The 22,861-nt window shown below is 52.1% G+C and carries 30 protein-coding genes; 20 read left to right on the forward strand and 10 right to left on the reverse strand.

Going from position 1 to position 22,861, the window contains the following annotated elements; genetic code table 11:
• Positions 1 to 73 precede the first annotated feature (73 nt).
• Positions 74 to 988, forward strand: a complete 915-nt coding sequence (locus ABNP46_RS10145) for a DUF2971 domain-containing protein (RefSeq protein ID WP_349922253.1) — start codon at positions 74 to 76, stop codon at positions 986 to 988.
• 160 nt (positions 989 to 1,148) lie between these two features.
• On the opposite strand, the gene ABNP46_RS10150 is transcribed toward ABNP46_RS10145, so the two are convergent.
• The 8 genes from ABNP46_RS10150 to ABNP46_RS10185 all read right to left on the reverse strand — a co-directional run bounded on the left by ABNP46_RS10150 (position 1,149) and on the right by ABNP46_RS10185 (position 6,919).
• A complete protein-coding gene (locus tag ABNP46_RS10150; protein ID WP_349922254.1) occupies positions 1,149 to 1,397 on the reverse strand; it encodes a hypothetical protein in 249 nt (82 codons plus the stop codon).
• A 63-nt stretch (positions 1,398 to 1,460) separates the two neighbouring features.
• Positions 1,461 to 2,663: a zonular occludens toxin family protein gene (locus ABNP46_RS10155; protein ID WP_349922255.1), complete on the reverse strand. Its 1,203-nt coding sequence runs from the start codon at positions 2,661 to 2,663 to the stop codon at positions 1,461 to 1,463.
• A gap of 3 nt (positions 2,664 to 2,666) precedes the next feature.
• On the reverse strand, positions 2,667 to 2,981 hold the full coding sequence (locus ABNP46_RS10160; RefSeq protein WP_349922256.1) for a DUF2523 family protein: 315 nt from the start codon (positions 2,979 to 2,981) through the stop codon (positions 2,667 to 2,669).
• Positions 2,982 to 2,984: 3 nt separating this feature from the next.
• Positions 2,985 to 4,061, reverse strand: a complete 1,077-nt coding sequence (locus ABNP46_RS10165) for a hypothetical protein (protein WP_349922257.1) — start codon at positions 4,059 to 4,061, stop codon at positions 2,985 to 2,987.
• A 285-nt stretch (positions 4,062 to 4,346) separates the two neighbouring features.
• Positions 4,347 to 4,559 (reverse strand): Flexible pilin, encoded by a 213-nt coding sequence (locus tag ABNP46_RS10170; protein WP_349922258.1) that lies wholly within the window; start codon positions 4,557 to 4,559, stop codon positions 4,347 to 4,349.
• Between the two features lie 302 nt (positions 4,560 to 4,861).
• Positions 4,862 to 5,182, reverse strand: coding sequence for a hypothetical protein (locus ABNP46_RS10175; protein ID WP_042653776.1), 321 nt, complete (start codon positions 5,180 to 5,182; stop codon positions 4,862 to 4,864).
• A gap of 26 nt (positions 5,183 to 5,208) precedes the next feature.
• Positions 5,209 to 6,681 carry a replication initiation factor domain-containing protein gene (locus ABNP46_RS10180; protein WP_349922259.1) on the reverse strand — a complete coding sequence of 491 codons (1,473 nt, stop codon included), beginning with the start codon at positions 6,679 to 6,681 and terminating at the stop codon, positions 5,209 to 5,211.
• A complete protein-coding gene (locus ABNP46_RS10185) occupies positions 6,668 to 6,919 on the reverse strand; it encodes a hypothetical protein (RefSeq protein ID WP_349922260.1) in 252 nt (83 codons plus the stop codon). The genes ABNP46_RS10180 and ABNP46_RS10185 overlap by 14 nt, the downstream gene beginning before the upstream one ends.
• Positions 6,920 to 7,043: 124 nt before the next feature.
• Between ABNP46_RS10185 and ABNP46_RS10190 the strand changes: the two genes are divergently transcribed.
• From ABNP46_RS10190 to ABNP46_RS10200, 3 genes are all read left to right on the forward strand, one after another.
• On the forward strand, positions 7,044 to 7,508 hold the full coding sequence (locus ABNP46_RS10190) for a helix-turn-helix domain-containing protein (protein ID WP_349922261.1): 465 nt from the start codon (positions 7,044 to 7,046) through the stop codon (positions 7,506 to 7,508).
• 169 nt (positions 7,509 to 7,677) lie between these two features.
• Positions 7,678 to 7,917 carry a hypothetical protein gene (locus ABNP46_RS10195; protein WP_349922262.1) on the forward strand — a complete coding sequence of 80 codons (240 nt, stop codon included), beginning with the start codon at positions 7,678 to 7,680 and terminating at the stop codon, positions 7,915 to 7,917.
• Positions 7,914 to 8,153 (forward strand): hypothetical protein, encoded by a 240-nt coding sequence (locus ABNP46_RS10200; RefSeq protein WP_349922263.1) that lies wholly within the window; start codon positions 7,914 to 7,916, stop codon positions 8,151 to 8,153. The genes ABNP46_RS10195 and ABNP46_RS10200 overlap by 4 nt, the downstream gene beginning before the upstream one ends.
• A gap of 508 nt (positions 8,154 to 8,661) precedes the next feature.
• Here the strand turns inward: ABNP46_RS10200 and ABNP46_RS10205 are convergent.
• The gene (locus ABNP46_RS10205; RefSeq protein WP_349922264.1) at positions 8,662 to 8,862 is read right to left on the reverse strand and encodes a hypothetical protein; all 201 of its coding nucleotides are present in this window, start codon (positions 8,860 to 8,862) and stop codon (positions 8,662 to 8,664) included.
• A 154-nt stretch (positions 8,863 to 9,016) separates the two neighbouring features.
• Here ABNP46_RS10205 and ABNP46_RS10210 point away from each other — a divergent pair, with 154 nt between their 5' ends.
• The 9 genes from ABNP46_RS10210 (at position 9,017) to ABNP46_RS10250 (ending at position 15,879) form a co-directional block, all read left to right on the forward strand.
• Positions 9,017 to 10,903 (forward strand): phage/plasmid replication protein, II/X family, encoded by a 1,887-nt coding sequence (locus ABNP46_RS10210; RefSeq protein ID WP_349922265.1) that lies wholly within the window; start codon positions 9,017 to 9,019, stop codon positions 10,901 to 10,903.
• A complete protein-coding gene (locus ABNP46_RS10215; protein ID WP_349922266.1) occupies positions 10,891 to 11,283 on the forward strand; it encodes a hypothetical protein in 393 nt (130 codons plus the stop codon). The genes ABNP46_RS10210 and ABNP46_RS10215 overlap by 13 nt, the downstream gene beginning before the upstream one ends.
• Complete coding sequence (locus ABNP46_RS10220) at positions 11,283 to 11,540, forward strand: hypothetical protein (RefSeq protein ID WP_349922267.1); 258 nt, start codon at positions 11,283 to 11,285, stop codon at positions 11,538 to 11,540. The genes ABNP46_RS10215 and ABNP46_RS10220 overlap by 1 nt, the downstream gene beginning before the upstream one ends.
• A 21-nt stretch (positions 11,541 to 11,561) precedes the next feature.
• Positions 11,562 to 11,819 (forward strand): hypothetical protein, encoded by a 258-nt coding sequence (locus ABNP46_RS10225; RefSeq protein ID WP_349922268.1) that lies wholly within the window; start codon positions 11,562 to 11,564, stop codon positions 11,817 to 11,819.
• A gap of 118 nt (positions 11,820 to 11,937) precedes the next feature.
• Positions 11,938 to 13,239, forward strand: coding sequence for a hypothetical protein (locus ABNP46_RS10230; protein WP_349922269.1), 1,302 nt, complete (start codon positions 11,938 to 11,940; stop codon positions 13,237 to 13,239).
• Positions 13,232 to 13,630: a hypothetical protein gene (locus tag ABNP46_RS10235; protein WP_349922270.1), complete on the forward strand. Its 399-nt coding sequence runs from the start codon at positions 13,232 to 13,234 to the stop codon at positions 13,628 to 13,630. Before ABNP46_RS10230 ends, ABNP46_RS10235 begins: the two co-directional genes overlap by 8 nt.
• Positions 13,631 to 14,959, forward strand: a complete 1,329-nt coding sequence (locus tag ABNP46_RS10240) for a zonular occludens toxin domain-containing protein (RefSeq protein WP_349922271.1) — start codon at positions 13,631 to 13,633, stop codon at positions 14,957 to 14,959.
• 444 nt (positions 14,960 to 15,403) lie between these two features.
• Complete coding sequence (locus tag ABNP46_RS10245; RefSeq protein WP_349922262.1) at positions 15,404 to 15,643, forward strand: hypothetical protein; 240 nt, start codon at positions 15,404 to 15,406, stop codon at positions 15,641 to 15,643.
• Positions 15,640 to 15,879, forward strand: a complete 240-nt coding sequence (locus ABNP46_RS10250; protein ID WP_349922263.1) for a hypothetical protein — start codon at positions 15,640 to 15,642, stop codon at positions 15,877 to 15,879. Before ABNP46_RS10245 ends, ABNP46_RS10250 begins: the two co-directional genes overlap by 4 nt.
• A gap of 508 nt (positions 15,880 to 16,387) precedes the next feature.
• On the opposite strand, the gene ABNP46_RS10255 is transcribed toward ABNP46_RS10250, so the two are convergent.
• On the reverse strand, positions 16,388 to 16,588 hold the full coding sequence (locus ABNP46_RS10255) for a hypothetical protein (protein ID WP_349922264.1): 201 nt from the start codon (positions 16,586 to 16,588) through the stop codon (positions 16,388 to 16,390).
• A gap of 154 nt (positions 16,589 to 16,742) precedes the next feature.
• Here ABNP46_RS10255 and ABNP46_RS10260 point away from each other — a divergent pair, with 154 nt between their 5' ends.
• The 7 genes from ABNP46_RS10260 (at position 16,743) to ABNP46_RS10290 (ending at position 22,685) form a co-directional block, all read left to right on the forward strand.
• The gene (locus ABNP46_RS10260; RefSeq protein WP_349922265.1) at positions 16,743 to 18,629 is read left to right on the forward strand and encodes a phage/plasmid replication protein, II/X family; all 1,887 of its coding nucleotides are present in this window, start codon (positions 16,743 to 16,745) and stop codon (positions 18,627 to 18,629) included.
• Positions 18,617 to 19,009 (forward strand): hypothetical protein, encoded by a 393-nt coding sequence (locus ABNP46_RS10265; protein ID WP_349922266.1) that lies wholly within the window; start codon positions 18,617 to 18,619, stop codon positions 19,007 to 19,009. Before ABNP46_RS10260 ends, ABNP46_RS10265 begins: the two co-directional genes overlap by 13 nt.
• Positions 19,009 to 19,266: a hypothetical protein gene (locus ABNP46_RS10270; protein ID WP_349922267.1), complete on the forward strand. Its 258-nt coding sequence runs from the start codon at positions 19,009 to 19,011 to the stop codon at positions 19,264 to 19,266. Before ABNP46_RS10265 ends, ABNP46_RS10270 begins: the two co-directional genes overlap by 1 nt.
• Before the next feature lie 21 nt (positions 19,267 to 19,287).
• The gene (locus ABNP46_RS10275; RefSeq protein WP_349922268.1) at positions 19,288 to 19,545 is read left to right on the forward strand and encodes a hypothetical protein; all 258 of its coding nucleotides are present in this window, start codon (positions 19,288 to 19,290) and stop codon (positions 19,543 to 19,545) included.
• A 118-nt stretch (positions 19,546 to 19,663) separates the two neighbouring features.
• A complete protein-coding gene (locus ABNP46_RS10280) occupies positions 19,664 to 20,965 on the forward strand; it encodes a hypothetical protein (RefSeq protein WP_349922269.1) in 1,302 nt (433 codons plus the stop codon).
• Complete coding sequence (locus ABNP46_RS10285) at positions 20,958 to 21,356, forward strand: hypothetical protein (RefSeq protein ID WP_349922270.1); 399 nt, start codon at positions 20,958 to 20,960, stop codon at positions 21,354 to 21,356. Before ABNP46_RS10280 ends, ABNP46_RS10285 begins: the two co-directional genes overlap by 8 nt.
• A complete protein-coding gene (locus tag ABNP46_RS10290) occupies positions 21,357 to 22,685 on the forward strand; it encodes a zonular occludens toxin domain-containing protein (protein ID WP_349922271.1) in 1,329 nt (442 codons plus the stop codon).
• Positions 22,686 to 22,861 lie beyond the last annotated feature (176 nt).

A 22,861-nucleotide genomic window follows, 5' to 3' on the forward strand; every position in this document is an offset into this window, starting at 1 on the left:
TGTGCCTGAGGTTTAACTTGGTAGAAGAATTCCCCCCGTATTACTATACGGGGGGGCAAAAGAGAGAACAGCAATGAACAATCACAGTGACATATTGTATAAATATTACACAGAGCTACCTATAAGCTATTTTGACAATCCAAATTTAAAAATATCACCACCGGAGAGCCTTAACGACCCCTTTGAATCCATAATACCAAGTGAACTGAAATCCTTAACGGTTGAAGATACACGTGAGAAATATGAACTTAATTTAACTAAAGATGGCCACCCAAGAGACGATATATCCGCTCAGCTTATAAATGATATGGGTTATCTTGGGATGGTTAGAAGTATTGGGATAATTTCCATGTCTGAAACATCAAGAAATCTACTAATGTGGGCTCATTATGCAAATAACCACCAAGGTTTTTGTATCGGTTATGACAGCAAACTATTTAATGATGAAAATTCACATGATGAGAGATTACCAATATCAACACTCCCATTAAAAATAAAATATAATAATTGTCGGTATGATTTCACCAACATGTCAATTAACATAAAAAGCAGTCACAATGAAAAGCTAAAGTCTATATTACTTCATGTTCTAACAACAAAGAGCGACGAATGGATATATGAAAAAGAATATAGGATAATTCTTCCATTAAAGAATTGTGATGAGGTGGTATATGTTGGCAAGCAAACTCCATCAAAAGAAGACCTTAGCTCAATTCAACCCGAGAATTATAAAGGTTCGTATGTCGAATTCTCCAATGACAAAGACTTTTTATTTCTTAAGAAAATAGATAAAAAAGCGATTAAAAGCATCCATCTCGGGTGCAGAATTAGTCAAGAAAATGAAGATTCCATAATTAAAAAAATACTAAGCGATGATAATTATAAACATGTAAAGATATACAAATATACAACCAACCAAAATAGGTTTGAGCTCGATAATCAATATTATAATTTTGCACTAAGGAAAAATAATCCCCTTGCGTGGTAGAACTGATAGCCCTCAGGCTGAGAAAGCCTCAAAAGCCGGTTTAGCAGGGAAGGGGGTTCACAGCCTCACAGAAGCACTCCAAAGAAGCTTCGGCGAGCATACCACCCTCCCGACAATGGGCCGCAGTGTATCGCCTTATAGGGGCTCACGCCCCTGTAGTTCAGCGGTTATCCTTGAGACGAGTGGCCACAGCGCGAGCACGGCGCCTATTACGACAGTAAACCTGCCACCTTTCTTCCAGCTCGATAAGTTGTCCTTCAAAGAGCCATAGAAAAGGAGGCACCGAGAGCAGCGCGACCAGCGCAACACAGGCCCAACGCACCTCAGCGGAATACTCAGCATTCATCCCCAGAGCAACCAGGATGGCAATATCCAGGCAAACGACGATAACACCCAGCATCATATTCATTCTGAAACCTCTGTCTTTAACATAAGAAACCCACTATCGCGGTAGCAATATTCGACCACTTTGTTATGTCCGGTCATCATTGGGTGCCGCCTTGTTATCCCGACCCGCGAAGAGGGCGGAGTTGACCCGTTTGCGCAGTGCATCCCCGTCAGGGTCGCAGTACACATCCACGGGTTGCCCCTGGTACTGGATCACCGCATGGCAGGCCGTCATCGGCTTCAAATCGACGAAGTATTGTGGCCACTCCTCAGCATAGATCGCCTGCTCGTCGTCGCCCTTTCGCAGGGCAAAGCAGTATTCGACGCTGTAGACGTCTCGGCTGCTCTTGGTGAGCACATGGCAGTTGATGATGAGGCGATAACCCGCGAATGGGCCTACAGCAAGGAGGCCATCAGCAGACGCAGCAGGAGCGCTGCTAGGACGTACATCAGCAGTGGGCGAAGCACCCACCGCCCCAGGAGCCTCAGAAGCGGTAGGAGAGGGCGCAGGGGCCTTAGCAGGAGCATCAACATATTCAGGCTTGATGAAACCAAAGTATAAACAGAGTCCCCACACCGCCAGAATAAAGAGAACTTTAGGATCTCGCAGTATCGAGCTACCCGCGATTGTATCCGAAACCTTACCGGTTGTAGTCGAGTCATAAAGCTTGAAAACATATTTCGGCACCTTGTTAAATGGCTTGGCTTGCAGCACATCAGACATTGATGTGCCGGAATTATCAGAGAGGTGAAGTACCGTCTTATAACGACCACCAATCCCCAATATCGCCATATTGGTGTGACGAATGGCAGTCTCAGCAGCGGCGCGGATTACCTGATGCACCTTTTTGATGTTCGGGGTGGTTAATACAAAGTCCCAGTTATGGTGACGGTGCATATCAAAGGCCACATCGATAGTTTCTGGGCGTCCATCAGCCTTAGCCACGTCCGGCCCACCTGGATAATCGAGCCTGTCCAAATCACCCTGGCGCCAAGCAGGCGGGAATATGCGCTGTACCTCATCGACCAGGAAGAATGCCCCCTTGGGTGCCCAGTGATAGAACCGCGCCAAACGGTCTCGGCCATCCTGGGATTCCGTATCGATATAGAGCACCTCGAAGCTGTCTGGCACATCCTTGCCGAGCACCTCACGGCAACGCTCCACCGAGAAACCGCGCACGTTGGTGATGATGTGGCGGCCTGCCTTGATAGCCGGGATCACATCGGTATGAATGGCGCCGGACGACTTATAAGAACCAGGGGCGCCGTGGTGGATTTTAATGGACATGGATCACCACCCCATGATATTCAGCAAGAAGCGGGTCACAAATGCCTGGGTGATAATCGACAAGCCTTTGTCCAGGTGCAGATACAGCAATATGTCCCGCACATCGCTCGGCAGGTTATTAAAGGACTGCGAGATCAAGTCGCTGAATTGCAGGTTAATCAGGATTTCCCTGGCAACGTCCCAAGAAAACATCAGCATGAACAGCTTGAACTCGACCCACTGGATGGCGAGCTTGACCGCCATCCACGCGGTTACCTGGACAGCGAGGTCATATATGTCGTTGAACAATCCACTAAACAAATCCCCTAACCACTCCATGAATTATCTCCTCGCCACAATCATCAATGCTATGAAATAAAATATGAACATCATGATGGCTGCCAACGTTTCCCAATAGCCACCAACCGATGGGCACACTGAATAAGACTTGCCGAACAACGAGAACATCTCGAAACACTTGGGGGCAGCACCAGAGCCGTTTAACTGAAATTTGAATGTGTCGGCAACCTCAGTCCTTATATCCTTGTAGGCTTTCTTCAAGGCATCTTTGCTTTCGTCATATTGCTTGTTGATGTTGGCCAAATTGAAGGCGCAATTATCACCTTCTTGGCACAAACCAGACTCATACTCGGCACCTGCTATCTGTAATGGATTGCCCGCTGCACCTGGCATTTTCGAATAATCAATATCAACGCCACCACCAGACCCTTGCCCATTACCCAGTGATTCTTTGATTGCGGACAGATCACCGGCCATCTGGGTCTGCAGATTGGTCTGCTGCTTGTTGAAATGCTCGAGCATGGGGAACATCGGCGATATGCTGTTTGATATACCAGTGAGATTGCTGTTAATTGCAGACAGGTTGCCCGGTGTGCCACCCCACCATCCCATGGCCGTTTGCATCATGCCTTTAATTGCAGCGGTATCACTCGATGAAGAGCCGCCGCCACCAGAACCGCCCAAATGGTCACAGCCATTATTAAATGGATTCACTACGCAATTAGTTAGCTGTTGCAAGGTATCCTGTGTTTTCACCAGTGAAGTCAGCATGGAAAACTGTGTCTTTCCATATTCTTCAAAAGAATTACTTTGAGTAGTTAGCGCATCGGTGACTTTCATCAAGTCCTTGCCAAAGGCATTGAACGTGGCGAGCGTTTCTTTTCCTTGCTCATGACTTTTAATCGCAAACCACCGCAGATCCGAATCTATCTGCTTTAGGGCTGCGGTCGTTCCCTCCTGGTACGCACCGCCAACCGCAATCGGACTTATCTGGTTCGGAAATGGCAGAGAGGGATCCACATTGCCACCACCTTCTCCATCACCACCGCCTTCACTACCCCCGAGCTTGCACTCACTTCCCGTTGTCTGGATAGGACCTTTGGAGTCGGCATTAGGCATCTCGACACACACGCCAGGGCAATTAACCTCACACCCACCCAGGCTGGATGACTCCCATTTCACGCAGTACGGCAGCGTCGTGCTGATGGGCACGTTGGATAACTGGAGACCTGCTGGACAGCTCGCCAGCGCTCCCAACGGCACCAGGAGCAGCAAATAAAGAACTCTCACACGACCCCCAATAAAAAAGGCGACCGGAGCCGCCTTGTGTCATATCGAAAACGATGATCTGTAGCCTTCGACAAAGAACAGAAACCACAGCGTCCCGATGAGCAGGGACATGGTTTAAGCCTTGCGCATCAAGCCAATCAGGATGGTGACGGCGACGACGGAGGCCACGACCATCATGACCTTCGGCGACGTCATGTTCACATCAGATTGCGCTTGATCCAGAGCAGCCCCAGCGGCGGCAGCAGCACCACCGGATTCAGCACTTGCCCCCATGGCTACCAGGGAACCCACCAGAGCGATGGAACCATTACGGATATAATTTCTCATACTCGATTATCCTCTTTTTGCACCTACGATTATTCGGGCAATTGCGCCCACTTTTAAACCCAGAGCCCATATAACAATGCCAGAGCTAAAGGCTATTCCTACCTCCGTCATATCAAACTGAAACCAGTTGGATATATCGGTGAGTTTGGAATGCTCCTGAATTGTCAGGAGCACATATTGACAGTTATCCGGCTGAGCGAGTTTGGTATATCCCTCAGCGGTAATATCTAAACAGAGCATATTCTCGCGCTCTCGTCGTCGGTCGCTGCGCGCCCTCGCTCCTCCTCCTCACGCGCGGCGGATTAAAGGGGCTTCTTGGTTGCCTGGAACGCAACGACCACGTTGCGGGTCGGATTACTGGGGTCGGCTTCCAGCACGAGATCCACCGCCACCAGTTTCGGGCAGTCGGACAGCTCTTTGATGGTGGCAGCGTCATTGCGCAGGGCTAGCTGACGAACCTCATAGCCCCAAGAGGTGATATTGCACTCCGGTTTATTCACGTTATTCGCCGGAGCCAGATATTCCACCTGAGCGAAATCATAAGGCACCGGAGAGCCGGATTTACGGGAGACGCCATAGCCATGAGTCACGCGAGTGACCAGAACACCGGACAGAATAGACATGTTATTTCCTCGTTGAAGAACCTTGGTTAGGTCGATAGCAATGGATAGTCACCCGAAATAATATCGGGCGGTAATGGCATTCTTAACCGCGCTGGAATATCCAACGGCTCAAGGTGCGCTGTTAATTGGTTAATAATCTTGTCAGGGGATAACCCCTCAATATTCGCTAACCAATTGACAAGGCGACCCGCCATTCTCGACATATTGAACACTGCATTATCCCGCGAGGTCTTAAAGCGGTTCTTGAACGTGGTAATGCGGATAGGTTCAGCCTCCACGTCGGCTACTTGTTCCAGCCAAGACGCAAACTGTGGGTACATGCCCGCGAAATAAGGGTCGGGGTTGATCAGCACATCCAAGGGGATGATGCGATCCTTGTTATGCAGCTCGCCCTCGGCTCGCACCCAGTTCGGGAAGTCAGCCGACTGCATCTGCTTGCCTTTCTCATAGATGCGGGCGCATTTGCCGTTGATGCGGCTGCCCACATAGAAGGAGCAGCCCTTGGAAGGCAGGAGACCATAACGCTTGACGATGCCTTTGGAGACTTCAGAGGGCACGAACTCGCCGGACTCGATAGCCATCCAGCACGGTGCCTTTCCCCGCTGCGGGTGGAACTGGCCACATTTGGCCGCCTCGACAGCACCAAGGTAAGAAATGGTGTCTCCCTGGTAATCGTCCAGCGCCAAGTCGACCCGAGTGATGCGGATACCCGGAATGTGAGAGATAACATCGTGCAAAGCTGGCAAGTCGAGGGCCGCACAACCCACACCGGAAAAACTCACCATGCAACCGTGGTTGGCTGCCCCCCAACCGATCAGGCCACAGGGGAGGCCATCACACAGCAGGTCGGCGGAATGGGCATAACCGTGCAGACCGGCGCGGCGATCCCGTTTGCTGAACCGAGGGGAGGGGATGGGCACCCCGATCTGCTGATTCAGCTCCTCAAGCCAGAAATCAATTTCGGCGCAGCAGAGGGCGTCCAGGAACTGGACACCATAGCTGTCGATGATGTCGTTATAGACGTGCCAGTATTTGGCATCGGGCACCACCTCGAATTCGGAGAAGTCGAGCAGGGCAGAGCAGACGGCCTTGAGCTCTTTACGCATGTCGGCGCGAGACCTGTAGCCCGAGTGCAGGGCGGTTTCCATCATCTGGGCCATGGAAGGGGTGAGCACCGGCGCCACAGGGCGAGCCTCATGCTTGGGGTAGGCCTTGTCCCGTAGCCGCTGGGTTTCTTGCTCAAAGCGGGAGAGGGGAGCGAAGGAGGCAGGGCGCTTCCACAGGTAACGCAGATCAGCCACCGCCGGCGCAGCAAACGCCGCCTTGATGCCGAGCACCTGGGTATCAAAGCGCGGGATGGCTTTGAGCAAGGCACCTTGCTTGGCCAAGTCGGTCATCCGGCGCAATTCGTCCGGTGCCCAGGTAAAGGACAGATAATCGATCAGGGTTTTGTTGCCGATAACCCCATTTATCGGCATTACGGATTTATGACCAGTCATCGAAAAACACTCCCTGGTCATAGAAGCCTTGCCAAGTCTCCTCAGTCACCTCGACCAGCTCAAAAGCGGTGTCGGGGTACGTCATGGCCAGGTAGATCCGCATCTCGTGCAGATCACGGAATATCTCGACCTGGCCCGCCACACAAGCGGAAATGTCGCCCGTGGGCTCATCCTGCCAATAGACCTTGCGCTCCAGGAGCGCAGGCAAATCAGTGTGTTGTGGGCTAGAGTGGGTCATGTGTAGGTCAGATTTATTATGAACTGACTGGATTGAATCAGAACTATATCTAACTAACAACGGGTGACATTTCGCGTTTTTCGGTGTGTTATATGCCCATTAGCAAAAGTGAGGAAACAGTAAGATGGACTCAAAAGCACTGATTCAGGCCTACATGAGAGCCAAAAAACTCAGCCAGTATCAGCAAGTGGCCGTTGAACTTGGTTTTACCAAATCGCACATCTCCAGCCTGACCACTGGTAAAGTGCAACTCACTGATGCGACTGCGAAAAAGATTGCCCAGGAAATCGGCCTCGACGTGCAAGAGGTGCTGTTAAGCCTTGCCGCAGTTAGAGAAACCGATCCCGAGTTAAAACAGGCTTGGTACGACATCCTGGCAAAGTACACCAAGGGCACCAGTACGGCGCTAGCCCTTGGTATTGCTGTCCTTCTGGCGCCTAGTCCCGGGCCTGACCTAACCGCGCATAATGTCGTTCAGCATTATGTTGAGGGTCTGCCCCCTGCCAGCATCCCGAAGGGGCAGGGGGACGCGACAAGGCCGCTACGTGGGACGCGCAGCGGCATCGTCGCAACGACAGAGCGCCCGTAACATAATCTGTGTTGTGCGCGACTGGGGATTGCTATCAAAAACTTGTCGCCGGCGCGCTACCTGGGCGACTTTCTGCTATCAAAACAGCACATCGATGTTTACCTGGCGAGCCCTATTTGCTATCATTACTGTCATGGGGCATCGGTGCCCATCAACGGAGTGATACCAAATGAGCTTGAAAGAAGTGTTCCCGCTGTTCGTAGTGCTCGGTTTGCTAGGCCCTCTGGGTGCGGCTCATTATCTCGGTTTCTCTATCACCTTCTGGGGCTTCATCGTTGCGCTGGTTGCCTCGCCGTTTGTGGGCGCTGCCCTGATGTTCGGCATAGCCTCTTTCGCTGATTGGACTGAACGCCGTGCCCGTGCAAGACGCATTGCCCGCTGTAAAGCTCGCAAAGGGGAGGGCGCATGATCCTTACCCTGCGATTGACCCCGGAAGAGGATCAAGTTGTCGAGCAGTTGAAGCAGGCCACCGGGCAGAGTGCCGCCTCCAAGGCCGTGATGATGGCGGCTGGTTCGTTCGTCCAGTTAGGCCAGACCGTTGAACGGCAGCGGTCCGAACTGGAGACCCTGCGCCGTGAGTTCGCCGAGTATCGGCAGGTCGTCGGGCGGTACAAGGCGGCTCGGCAAGACTTCGACAACCTGTAGCAAAACGCATCGCCCTGGATAAACCCGGGGCGACTTTTTGCTATCACCTTCTCGCGCGTTCGGCCTTGGCCAACTTCCTGCAGCTGCTCCCCCTGCTATCATTCCGACTCCCCCCACTTCCCATGTGATCCACTGCTGCAAACGAGCGCACGCAGTGCAAGCGAGTATAAGGCGGCCCCCAGTTGCTCATATCTGGGAAAGCGGTAGGCCCGCCGCAACTTCTTTGGAGTGCTCCCCAGAGGCAGTGAGCACCCCCCTTCCTGCTAAACCGTCTTTGCGGCCCGGTGACGTTCGTCCATCTACAGAGAGGGTGGGCCCGCTCGCGGGCAGCAGGTTCAAGGCGGGGAATTTTGGCCCCCGAAGGGGGCCGGGTGGGGTTGGAGCAAGCCACGTACTCTAACTGTGGCTTTGACTCCGGGAGCCGGACTAGGACTCGGGACAATTCTTGTTGTTTTTTAGTGTGTTAGCTTTGGTATGGGGTGCTAAATCGAGAGTGGGGCTTGTGGGATTAGTTGGCGGCTTCCTTTCTCTCCCTTTCAATGGCGCTTGCGGCCTCTTCTAGCCTGTTATCGATCAGCCAGTTCACTATGTCGCTCATCTTCACAGTTGAGCTGCACTTGAAACTTGTCTCTATGGCCTTCCGTTCCAGCCTCATTCGCCGGGGTCCGTTTATACGAACGGTGGTGTCTTCTCTCTGTGGCTTGCTCATGTGAGCCTCCTGATTCACTCCTCAACACGTGGGCACAAGTCTACAGCATGCTAGTTTTTTGTGATCACCATGCTTGCATGGCGTATGCGATCACCGTATGATTTTTCGGTCACATGCGCGCATGCGTTAAATATTCGACCGGGAAATCACGAAAATGTACGACTTCTGGGAAATCCATATCCCCTTTGCCGATAGGTGGTGCACAACCCAGCGTGTAGGCGCTGGCTCTGCCGATATCGTGGGGATGGTAGATCTTGAAGAGTGCGGTCGTCGTGGTTTATCCCTTGGCTCTAGACGTGTTGACTTCGCCATCGATAGAGAGGGCACCATCCATGACCTGTATCACCCCTGGGAGTCTCTCCCTTCAAGCTTCACTGACATCGCGGTCAAGCTCCATCAAGCCCATCTCAAGCGCAGTTGGCCTTGCATTGCTCTCAAGGCATCACCGGCTAAGTTGCTGCAAGGTCACAACGTCTACGGGCCGGACAATGCTGCTGCTGGTATCCTCGAATTACTCGCGGCCTTCGCTCGAAGCCTTCCACGAGTCGCCGAAATGCTCGATTGGGGGCATGCCCATATTCGCCGGGTAGACGTCACCAACTCGATCCAGCTTCCAGACGCCGAGACGCTGGCGAACTGCCTTTCTGCCATTGGTAATCTCTCACACCGCCATATGAGGGCAGCCAAAGAGGCTGATTATGAATCGACGATCTATTTCAACAAGCGCAGCCAAGACCAGAAGGATGCCGGGCGAACTAAGGTGCTCGTGGTCTACGCCAAGCACAATGAGATGCAGCACCAGCTTGAGCAGCTACGCCGGGCCAAGCGCACCGAAAAAACCTCCCGCTATGACGCTGTAATCCGCAGCCTTGAAAACCCCGAACTGAATGCGTTTGCGGCGAACCGTCTCCGTTTTGAGGGGAGGGCGCTGACCCGGTGGTTTGAGCGCAACAAGATCCCCCGCAACGTGTGGCAGTTCCTGACGTTCGTTGGTCAGTTTGAGAGCAACCCGGACAATGCGGGCATGACGTTCTGCGAGTGGGCATGGCGTGACCTGTTCTCTGACATGTTCCAGGCACTGGGGGCAACCAAGGTTTCCCTGACTCAAAACAGCCGGGTGCAGGAGCAGCTTCGCAAGCATTACGGCCGCTGCAAGGTGATCAACAACCCTGACGGCACCACTGCCGAAAAGTGGAGCTATGCCCGTGCGGATCGCTTGATGTTGTTCTATCGCAGTCTGGCAACAGACGGGTGGGATAAGACCAAGCGCCTGACCGCTTCCAGCACCTTCTATGATGCCGTGAACTGCTTGATGGCCATCGGTCTGACCAAGGCCCAGCTTCAGAACCTGAAGAAGCGCCAGACCCTCAAGCTCTTGCACCTGATCAAGATAGATTTCGCTAACCAGCGTCCCGCCAATTACGTCGAGCCAGTCGGCACCGTGCTTGATAAGCAGGGCGACCTGTTGAGCATTGGCGATAAGTTTGGCCGTGGCTTCGTCCAGTCGTTCGGCCAGTCCCGCGAGCAGCTTATTGCCCGTGCTGTTGGATCCTATGTGGATCTTGCCGCTGCTGAGGCATCCGTCCAGCACCTCATTGCAGGCCGACCGCTGCGTGTCAGTGAGGGCTTTGACCTGCATCTTGCTGTCTTTGATGACGGTTCGTTCGAGCTGGTTCGTGGCGATGTTATTGAGTACCACGAGAACTACAAGATCCCGCTTCCAGAGCAACCCAAATATGGCACCGAGCAGGAGCTGCGGGACGACTTCGCCGCTTATCTGGGCACGAAGGCCGCGCCTGAATTTGATGCCCGGTCATATGCGGAAGCTGAGCACGGTAAGCAATCTCGCATCCTCGATTACCTGCGGGCCGAGCTGGCCGACGCCGAACAAGACCCGGAAATGATCGCCAAGGCGGTCAAGCTCCGCGAACGAATCACCCACACCAAGCGGCGGTTAGACCGTCTCTGGTATTGGGCCAATCAGGTCACTGACTCCCGTGGCCGCAACATCAAACAAGGGGAAATTGCATGTCAGGTATGAAGCAAACCGTGAACTTCGTGAACGTTCGCTATGGCCAGATGGATGAGAGCGACGGCGGCAACGTCTGGGCTCATATCCACGTTATCGAGGACACCATAGACGTTCGTGACGGGTTCGCCGGGTGTGACTTGGGTAAAATCACCCTCGACACCTCCGACGGTAACAAGCTGGCCAAGTCCATCCATGCCGCCGTTCGCTCGGGTGAGCTTGTTCCAGGTAACGCTGAATTTGAGTTCCAACTCTCGTTCAGCCTCAAAGGCTCTAAGCCGACCGTGGTGGGCTTCGTGCCTAACGGTAAGAAACTCCCCCTTGCTGAGGCCATCAAACAGGCCAGTGAAGGCGGGAAGCTGAACACTGAGGGGAATAAGGATAAGTTCTAATGCTTCGCCCTTGTTTCTTCGTGGGGGCTGGTTCGGATGCTGTCTATATCAGGAATCTCGAAACCTGCCCCGATATAGGGCCCCAAGGTGAAACTGTTTTTACGGCTTTAACTCAAGCCGAATATAAAAACGCTGCCTCTTTAAATGAACTATTCGGCTTTGACGCTGAAATATTTTCAATGTTTTTGATGTATTACGTCCTGCTCTTTGTATCAGGATATTTCGCTGGCCTTATAGCTAGAAAGCTTGGCCGTTAATAACAAAAGGGAAGTAAAACCATGAAGAAGATTGTTGAGTTGTTCCAGGCTGGTCTGAAAAGTGCTGCTGTTCGTAAAGTGGCTGTTCCTGCGGTTGTTGCCGTTCCTGCGTTGTCGGTATCCACTGGGGCACATGCTGGCTATGAAGAGATCAAGGCCGCTATCACCGCGGCCGTCAGCAATGGCTCTTTGAGCTATGAGCTGGTTATTACCGGTGTTATCTCTGCGGCGGCGTTCGGCTTCTGCGTGGGTATGGTCGTTTCCTGGCTGCGTAAGTAATGTTAGTCGCGGCTATCATGGCCTCCACGGGTGCGTTCGTATTTGGTTCGGCCTTCTTCTCTGGAGTGTTCACATCGTAATTAGGGGGCTTCGGCCCCCTTCGAGATCTGGTGGTGTCATGCGTCATTTCTTTCCCCTTCTGTTCATTCCCTCGCTTTCATATGCGGCCTGTGCCCCCGGCGTTAACTATGGCTCTCTCGATTTAACGTCTCCCAGCCCTGTCTGTATTGCTTATTCTGGCTCCACACTTGGGGGATGTACTGCTTATTGCGGCGGTGGGGCAGGTTCATCTGTTTGCGTTGAATTGCCTGCAGCCACACCACCTAGTAAAGGCCCTTATTTCTCTGACGGTACGGAATGTGAATTAGGCGGCGGTGGTGATAATGGCGGTGGTGATAATGGCGGTGGTGATAATGGCGGTGGTGATAACGGCGGTGGTGATAACGGTGGTTTTCCGTCTTGGCTTCCACCAACGAACCCTATTCAAGTTGGTGGAGCTTATCAGGATGCAACAACCGCAGCCTTGAGGCATGTTAATGATACTTTGCGGGGAGGAATGCTAAAACTCACTGAGCAAGGGGCTGGCATGGTGGCTTATGCCAATTCAATGGATGTAAAGATGTATGACTTGCTACATACGGCCAAGGCGACTAATAACGGCATGGGTGGTATTGAGGAGGTCCTTCGTCAGCAACAAGGTGTTATGTGGAAAACCCAAGACACCTTGCAGCAATTAACTAACTGTGTTGTAAACCCAAATGGAAATAACTGTGAGCATTTGGGTGGTGGTAATGGGGGTGGTGGTTCTTCGTCGGGTGACACGGCGGCGATTAAAAACATGATGCAAACGGCCATGGGTTGGTGGGGCGGTACGCCTGGAAACTTGAGTGCTATTAATAGCCAGCTCACGGGGATTTCTAATAGTGTGGCTCCTATGTTTCCCATGCTGGAACACTTCAATAAACAGCAGACGAATTTACAAACTCAGATGGCCGGGGATTTGGCTGCCATCAAGGACGCAATCAAGGATGGGGCTGGCTCGGGTGGCGATGGCGGGGTAGGGGACAAGCCTTGCACTGGCCCGCTTTGCACGTTCTCGCCGCCTTCTGGTGCTGGCGGCACGGGGTTCTCTGACATCTTTGGCGAAGTGGCGATTGCCGGCGTTAAGCAGCAGATTGTTGAAAAGGAAAAGGCGCTTAAAGACAAGATGCAAGAGGTTAGATCTGTGTTCATTGCCGACCCGCTCGAGATATCAGGCACTTACAATACAGACTTTCACGATATTAAAGGCGCCAATATAGATTTAAGTGGCAAATCTAATTTTGAACTTTTCTTTTCACTGGGGCCAAAACAAGCGCTCTGGTTCTTGGCTGTCCTAGTCGCGTTCGCAATTTTGATGGGGGGGAGGAAAAATGCGTAATATCATTTTATGGGGTTTGCTGCTTATGCCTTCGCTTGCGCTGGCCGCTGACGAGCCGTCATTCCTTGACTACATAGCCGATAGGCTCAACGGCATGCACTACGTTATTACCGAAGAGGTGCCGGGCATATTCCATCGCTTTGTTGCTTGGGGTATTGAGTTTTATACTCTCTGCGTCATAACAGCTAAATTACAGATGATTGAGTTTGCCTATCTGGTCGCTAAGCAGATAGCCACCGATATAAATATCAGTGGTTACTTGCTCTCTTCTATATCTCAATTGCCTTCTAGTGTACGTTGGGGGCTTGAGCAATTGGGGTTCGTTAATGGGTTAAATTTAATTATTAATTGTTACATAACCCGCTTCGTAATGAATATTATGGGGTGGTAAATGGCAATCGTAATTGAACATGGTCACAACGGCTCATATAAAAGCTCGTCAGTCATTTGGTATCGATTATTACCGGCATTAAGGGAAGGGCGTTTAGTGGTAACGAACGCCGCCGGGATGTATCCTTTGCATCGTATTGAAGAGTTCTTGGGTGAAAAATTCCCAGAAACAGCCAGGCTATTTAGAGTTTCATCGCAAGACCCTAAAGCACAGCAATTATGGCGAGTTTGGCATCACTGGATGCCAATAGGTGCATTTGTATTTATAGATGAGTGTCAGGATATATATGATCGGGATGTATTTTCAGGTAAGCCTGAATATGACTTAAAGCCCATAGACTATTACGATAGTATTTTACCTGCTGACTTTATTCAGCAGTACAAGGATACATTAGAGAGCTATCGCCCTGATAATATCGAAGAGTGTGATATTGATGACACTGGAAAGGTTGTATTTGATGAGGCCGGGCGAATTATGTATCCCACATCGCCAAAAGAATCTTTTATGCGGCATCGTCATTATAACTGGGATGTGGTGCTTGCAACCCCAGATATAACGGCTATTCCTCGACCTGTTCGCGCTTGCTGTGAAGTGGCTTTTTCTTATAGCAGCAAGGACAGCTTTATTCTTTCAAAACGGAAACCACGCATCTATGAGCACAATCCGCTTGATAACGGCATCCCTACGAAGCAGAGCGTTATATTTAAAAGGCATGTGCCTGTGGCTGTTCACCGTCTATATAAATCCACGCAAACTGGAAACATTACCAAGTCAGGGCAGTCAAAAGGCCCGCTTTCTTCTTTTAAAGTCCGGCTTGTCTTATTTGGCGTCCTTCCGTGCTTACTTGGTTATTTCTTTTATCTTCTTTATCAGCGGTCTGCGATGGATAATCCGCTCGTTAAAGAGGCCGCTATGGTGGATAGTTCGGGTGGTGCTGATTCGACTGCTGGTTCTGTGGCTATGCCTGTTTCTGGTTCGGATGGTGTCGGCGCAGTTGCTGGGCAGCCTTTTTTGATGCCGTTCCGGGTGACTGAATTATTTATGACTGGGGCCAGTGGTGCCATATATGCCGGGCGGTTCGAGGGGATGGTCATTTTCTCTGGCGTTCGTGGCAATCAAGAGCTGGCCTTTAACTCTGACGACTTGGTGAACATGGGCTATAAGGTCGATTACCTGGGCGATTGCTATTCGGTGGTGACTGACAAGACTGGCCGGGCCATCACCGTCAACTGTGCACCGAGGATCTACAGCAAGCCCGAGGCATCTGGCAAAAATGTCATGCCTGACAACGTTGTCCAGTTGGCAAACATGACCAATTTGTCGAGCTAAAAAAATACGACTGCGCCGGGCCGCGCAGCCCGCGTAGCGGGCCGAGCGGCAAGGGCCAGCGGCCCGGCGCAGTTGGTGCCGATAAACAGAATTATCGGCATCAGCCAACTCTGACACCCCATCCCGCCACACAGCAAGCCACAACCGCGCATAATGTCGTTCAGCATTATGTTGAGGGTCTGCCCCCTGCCAGCATCCCGAAGGGGCAGGGGGACGCGACAAGGCCGCTACGTGGGACGCGCAGCGGCATCGTCGCAACGACAGAGCGCCCGTAACATAATCTGTGTTGTGCGCGACTGGGGATTGCTATCAAAAACTTGTCGCCGGCGCGCTACCTGGGCGACTTTCTGCTATCAAAACAGCACATCGATGTTTACCTGGCGAGCCCTATTTGCTATCATTACTGTCATGGGGCATCGGTGCCCATCAACGGAGTGATACCAAATGAGCTTGAAAGAAGTGTTCCCGCTGTTCGTAGTGCTCGGTTTGCTAGGCCCTCTGGGTGCGGCTCATTATCTCGGTTTCTCTATCACCTTCTGGGGCTTCATCGTTGCGCTGGTTGCCTCGCCGTTTGTGGGCGCTGCCCTGATGTTCGGCATAGCCTCTTTCGCTGATTGGACTGAACGCCGTGCCCGTGCAAGACGCATTGCCCGCTGTAAAGCTCGCAAAGGGGAGGGCGCATGATCCTTACCCTGCGATTGACCCCGGAAGAGGATCAAGTTGTCGAGCAGTTGAAGCAGGCCACCGGGCAGAGTGCCGCCTCCAAGGCCGTGATGATGGCGGCTGGTTCGTTCGTCCAGTTAGGCCAGACCGTTGAACGGCAGCGGTCCGAACTGGAGACCCTGCGCCGTGAGTTCGCCGAGTATCGGCAGGTCGTCGGGCGGTACAAGGCGGCTCGGCAAGACTTCGACAACCTGTAGCAAAACGCATCGCCCTGGATAAACCCGGGGCGACTTTTTGCTATCACCTTCTCGCGCGTTCGGCCTTGGCCAACTTCCTGCAGCTGCTCCCCCTGCTATCATTCCGACTCCCCCCACTTCCCATGTGATCCACTGCTGCAAACGAGCGCACGCAGTGCAAGCGAGTATAAGGCGGCCCCCAGTTGCTCATATCTGGGAAAGCGGTAGGCCCGCCGCAACTTCTTTGGAGTGCTCCCCAGAGGCAGTGAGCACCCCCCTTCCTGCTAAACCGTCTTTGCGGCCCGGTGACGTTCGTCCATCTACAGAGAGGGTGGGCCCGCTCGCGGGCAGCAGGTTCAAGGCGGGGAATTTTGGCCCCCGAAGGGGGCCGGGTGGGGTTGGAGCAAGCCACGTACTCTAACTGTGGCTTTGACTCCGGGAGCCGGACTAGGACTCGGGACAATTCTTGTTGTTTTTTAGTGTGTTAGCTTTGGTATGGGGTGCTAAATCGAGAGTGGGGCTTGTGGGATTAGTTGGCGGCTTCCTTTCTCTCCCTTTCAATGGCGCTTGCGGCCTCTTCTAGCCTGTTATCGATCAGCCAGTTCACTATGTCGCTCATCTTCACAGTTGAGCTGCACTTGAAACTTGTCTCTATGGCCTTCCGTTCCAGCCTCATTCGCCGGGGTCCGTTTATACGAACGGTGGTGTCTTCTCTCTGTGGCTTGCTCATGTGAGCCTCCTGATTCACTCCTCAACACGTGGGCACAAGTCTACAGCATGCTAGTTTTTTGTGATCACCATGCTTGCATGGCGTATGCGATCACCGTATGATTTTTCGGTCACATGCGCGCATGCGTTAAATATTCGACCGGGAAATCACGAAAATGTACGACTTCTGGGAAATCCATATCCCCTTTGCCGATAGGTGGTGCACAACCCAGCGTGTAGGCGCTGGCTCTGCCGATATCGTGGGGATGGTAGATCTTGAAGAGTGCGGTCGTCGTGGTTTATCCCTTGGCTCTAGACGTGTTGACTTCGCCATCGATAGAGAGGGCACCATCCATGACCTGTATCACCCCTGGGAGTCTCTCCCTTCAAGCTTCACTGACATCGCGGTCAAGCTCCATCAAGCCCATCTCAAGCGCAGTTGGCCTTGCATTGCTCTCAAGGCATCACCGGCTAAGTTGCTGCAAGGTCACAACGTCTACGGGCCGGACAATGCTGCTGCTGGTATCCTCGAATTACTCGCGGCCTTCGCTCGAAGCCTTCCACGAGTCGCCGAAATGCTCGATTGGGGGCATGCCCATATTCGCCGGGTAGACGTCACCAACTCGATCCAGCTTCCAGACGCCGAGACGCTGGCGAACTGCCTTTCTGCCATTGGTAATCTCTCACACCGCCATATGAGGGCAGCCAAAGAGGCTGATTATGAATCGACGATCTATTTCAACAAGCGCAGCCAAGACCAGAAGGATGCCGGGCGAACTAAGGTGCTCGTGGTCTACGCCAAGCACAATGAGATGCAGCACCAGCTTGAGCAGCTACGCCGGGCCAAGCGCACCGAAAAAACCTCCCGCTATGACGCTGTAATCCGCAGCCTTGAAAACCCCGAACTGAATGCGTTTGCGGCGAACCGTCTCCGTTTTGAGGGGAGGGCGCTGACCCGGTGGTTTGAGCGCAACAAGATCCCCCGCAACGTGTGGCAGTTCCTGACGTTCGTTGGTCAGTTTGAGAGCAACCCGGACAATGCGGGCATGACGTTCTGCGAGTGGGCATGGCGTGACCTGTTCTCTGACATGTTCCAGGCACTGGGGGCAACCAAGGTTTCCCTGACTCAAAACAGCCGGGTGCAGGAGCAGCTTCGCAAGCATTACGGCCGCTGCAAGGTGATCAACAACCCTGACGGCACCACTGCCGAAAAGTGGAGCTATGCCCGTGCGGATCGCTTGATGTTGTTCTATCGCAGTCTGGCAACAGACGGGTGGGATAAGACCAAGCGCCTGACCGCTTCCAGCACCTTCTATGATGCCGTGAACTGCTTGATGGCCATCGGTCTGACCAAGGCCCAGCTTCAGAACCTGAAGAAGCGCCAGACCCTCAAGCTCTTGCACCTGATCAAGATAGATTTCGCTAACCAGCGTCCCGCCAATTACGTCGAGCCAGTCGGCACCGTGCTTGATAAGCAGGGCGACCTGTTGAGCATTGGCGATAAGTTTGGCCGTGGCTTCGTCCAGTCGTTCGGCCAGTCCCGCGAGCAGCTTATTGCCCGTGCTGTTGGATCCTATGTGGATCTTGCCGCTGCTGAGGCATCCGTCCAGCACCTCATTGCAGGCCGACCGCTGCGTGTCAGTGAGGGCTTTGACCTGCATCTTGCTGTCTTTGATGACGGTTCGTTCGAGCTGGTTCGTGGCGATGTTATTGAGTACCACGAGAACTACAAGATCCCGCTTCCAGAGCAACCCAAATATGGCACCGAGCAGGAGCTGCGGGACGACTTCGCCGCTTATCTGGGCACGAAGGCCGCGCCTGAATTTGATGCCCGGTCATATGCGGAAGCTGAGCACGGTAAGCAATCTCGCATCCTCGATTACCTGCGGGCCGAGCTGGCCGACGCCGAACAAGACCCGGAAATGATCGCCAAGGCGGTCAAGCTCCGCGAACGAATCACCCACACCAAGCGGCGGTTAGACCGTCTCTGGTATTGGGCCAATCAGGTCACTGACTCCCGTGGCCGCAACATCAAACAAGGGGAAATTGCATGTCAGGTATGAAGCAAACCGTGAACTTCGTGAACGTTCGCTATGGCCAGATGGATGAGAGCGACGGCGGCAACGTCTGGGCTCATATCCACGTTATCGAGGACACCATAGACGTTCGTGACGGGTTCGCCGGGTGTGACTTGGGTAAAATCACCCTCGACACCTCCGACGGTAACAAGCTGGCCAAGTCCATCCATGCCGCCGTTCGCTCGGGTGAGCTTGTTCCAGGTAACGCTGAATTTGAGTTCCAACTCTCGTTCAGCCTCAAAGGCTCTAAGCCGACCGTGGTGGGCTTCGTGCCTAACGGTAAGAAACTCCCCCTTGCTGAGGCCATCAAACAGGCCAGTGAAGGCGGGAAGCTGAACACTGAGGGGAATAAGGATAAGTTCTAATGCTTCGCCCTTGTTTCTTCGTGGGGGCTGGTTCGGATGCTGTCTATATCAGGAATCTCGAAACCTGCCCCGATATAGGGCCCCAAGGTGAAACTGTTTTTACGGCTTTAACTCAAGCCGAATATAAAAACGCTGCCTCTTTAAATGAACTATTCGGCTTTGACGCTGAAATATTTTCAATGTTTTTGATGTATTACGTCCTGCTCTTTGTATCAGGATATTTCGCTGGCCTTATAGCTAGAAAGCTTGGCCGTTAATAACAAAAGGGAAGTAAAACCATGAAGAAGATTGTTGAGTTGTTCCAGGCTGGTCTGAAAAGTGCTGCTGTTCGTAAAGTGGCTGTTCCTGCGGTTGTTGCCGTTCCTGCGTTGTCGGTATCCACTGGGGCACATGCTGGCTATGAAGAGATCAAGGCCGCTATCACCGCGGCCGTCAGCAATGGCTCTTTGAGCTATGAGCTGGTTATTACCGGTGTTATCTCTGCGGCGGCGTTCGGCTTCTGCGTGGGTATGGTCGTTTCCTGGCTGCGTAAGTAATGTTAGTCGCGGCTATCATGGCCTCCACGGGTGCGTTCGTATTTGGTTCGGCCTTCTTCTCTGGAGTGTTCACATCGTAATTAGGGGGCTTCGGCCCCCTTCGAGATCTGGTGGTGTCATGCGTCATTTCTTTCCCCTTCTGTTCATTCCCTCGCTTTCATATGCGGCCTGTGCCCCCGGCGTTAACTATGGCTCTCTCGATTTAACGTCTCCCAGCCCTGTCTGTATTGCTTATTCTGGCTCCACACTTGGGGGATGTACTGCTTATTGCGGCGGTGGGGCAGGTTCATCTGTTTGCGTTGAATTGCCTGCAGCCACACCACCTAGTAAAGGCCCTTATTTCTCTGACGGTACGGAATGTGAATTAGGCGGCGGTGGTGATAATGGCGGTGGTGATAATGGCGGTGGTGATAATGGCGGTGGTGATAACGGCGGTGGTGATAACGGTGGTTTTCCGTCTTGGCTTCCACCAACGAACCCTATTCAAGTTGGTGGAGCTTATCAGGATGCAACAACCGCAGCCTTGAGGCATGTTAATGATACTTTGCGGGGAGGAATGCTAAAACTCACTGAGCAAGGGGCTGGCATGGTGGCTTATGCCAATTCAATGGATGTAAAGATGTATGACTTGCTACATACGGCCAAGGCGACTAATAACGGCATGGGTGGTATTGAGGAGGTCCTTCGTCAGCAACAAGGTGTTATGTGGAAAACCCAAGACACCTTGCAGCAATTAACTAACTGTGTTGTAAACCCAAATGGAAATAACTGTGAGCATTTGGGTGGTGGTAATGGGGGTGGTGGTTCTTCGTCGGGTGACACGGCGGCGATTAAAAACATGATGCAAACGGCCATGGGTTGGTGGGGCGGTACGCCTGGAAACTTGAGTGCTATTAATAGCCAGCTCACGGGGATTTCTAATAGTGTGGCTCCTATGTTTCCCATGCTGGAACACTTCAATAAACAGCAGACGAATTTACAAACTCAGATGGCCGGGGATTTGGCTGCCATCAAGGACGCAATCAAGGATGGGGCTGGCTCGGGTGGCGATGGCGGGGTAGGGGACAAGCCTTGCACTGGCCCGCTTTGCACGTTCTCGCCGCCTTCTGGTGCTGGCGGCACGGGGTTCTCTGACATCTTTGGCGAAGTGGCGATTGCCGGCGTTAAGCAGCAGATTGTTGAAAAGGAAAAGGCGCTTAAAGACAAGATGCAAGAGGTTAGATCTGTGTTCATTGCCGACCCGCTCGAGATATCAGGCACTTACAATACAGACTTTCACGATATTAAAGGCGCCAATATAGATTTAAGTGGCAAATCTAATTTTGAACTTTTCTTTTCACTGGGGCCAAAACAAGCGCTCTGGTTCTTGGCTGTCCTAGTCGCGTTCGCAATTTTGATGGGGGGGAGGAAAAATGCGTAATATCATTTTATGGGGTTTGCTGCTTATGCCTTCGCTTGCGCTGGCCGCTGACGAGCCGTCATTCCTTGACTACATAGCCGATAGGCTCAACGGCATGCACTACGTTATTACCGAAGAGGTGCCGGGCATATTCCATCGCTTTGTTGCTTGGGGTATTGAGTTTTATACTCTCTGCGTCATAACAGCTAAATTACAGATGATTGAGTTTGCCTATCTGGTCGCTAAGCAGATAGCCACCGATATAAATATCAGTGGTTACTTGCTCTCTTCTATATCTCAATTGCCTTCTAGTGTACGTTGGGGGCTTGAGCAATTGGGGTTCGTTAATGGGTTAAATTTAATTATTAATTGTTACATAACCCGCTTCGTAATGAATATTATGGGGTGGTAAATGGCAATCGTAATTGAACATGGTCACAACGGCTCATATAAAAGCTCGTCAGTCATTTGGTATCGATTATTACCGGCATTAAGGGAAGGGCGTTTAGTGGTAACGAACGCCGCCGGGATGTATCCTTTGCATCGTATTGAAGAGTTCTTGGGTGAAAAATTCCCAGAAACAGCCAGGCTATTTAGAGTTTCATCGCAAGACCCTAAAGCACAGCAATTATGGCGAGTTTGGCATCACTGGATGCCAATAGGTGCATTTGTATTTATAGATGAGTGTCAGGATATATATGATCGGGATGTATTTTCAGGTAAGCCTGAATATGACTTAAAGCCCATAGACTATTACGATAGTATTTTACCTGCTGACTTTATTCAGCAGTACAAGGATACATTAGAGAGCTATCGCCCTGATAATATCGAAGAGTGTGATATTGATGACACTGGAAAGGTTGTATTTGATGAGGCCGGGCGAATTATGTATCCCACATCGCCAAAAGAATCTTTTATGCGGCATCGTCATTATAACTGGGATGTGGTGCTTGCAACCCCAGATATAACGGCTATTCCTCGACCTGTTCGCGCTTGCTGTGAAGTGGCTTTTTCTTATAGCAGCAAGGACAGCTTTATTCTTTCAAAACGGAAACCACGCATCTATGAGCACAATCCGCTTGATAACGGCATCCCTACGAAGCAGAGCGTTATATTTAAAAGGCATGTGCCTGTGGCTGTTCACCGTCTATATAAATCCACGCAAACTGGAAACATTACCAAGTCAGGGCAGTCAAAAGGCCCGCTTTCTTCTTTTAAAGTCCGGCTTGTCTTATTTGGCGTCCTTCCGTGCTTACTTGGTTATTTCTTTTATCTTCTTTATCAGCGGTCTGCGATGGATAATCCGCTCGTTAAAGAGGCCGCTATGGTGGATAGTTCGGGTGGTGCTGATTCGACTGCTGGTTCTGTGGCTATGCCTGTTTCTGGTTCGGATGGTGTCGGCGCAGTTGCTGGGCAGCCTTTTTTGATGCCGTTCCGGGTGACTGAATTATTTATGACTGGGGCCAGTGGTGCCATATATGCCGGGCGGTTCGAGGGGATGGTCATTTTCTCTGGCGTTCGTGGCAATCAAGAGCTGGCCTTTAACTCTGACGACTTGGTGAACATGGGCTATAAGGTCGATTACCTGGGCGATTGCTATTCGGTGGTGACTGACAAGACTGGCCGGGCCATCACCGTCAACTGTGCACCGAGGATCTACAGCAAGCCCGAGGCATCTGGCAAAAATGTCATGCCTGACAACGTTGTCCAGTTGGCAAACATGACCAATTTGTCGAGCTAAAAAAATACGACTGCGCCGGGCCGCGCAGCCCGCGTAGCGGGCCGAGCGGCAAGGGCCAGCGGCCCGGCGCAGTTGGTGCCGATAAACAGAATTATCGGCATCAGCCAACTCTGACACCCCATCCCGCCACACAGCAAGCCACAACCGCGCATAATGTCGTTCAGCATTATGTTGAG

The organism is Aeromonas veronii, assembly GCF_040215105.1.
Lineage (GTDB): Bacteria > Pseudomonadota > Gammaproteobacteria > Enterobacterales > Aeromonadaceae > Aeromonas > Aeromonas veronii_G.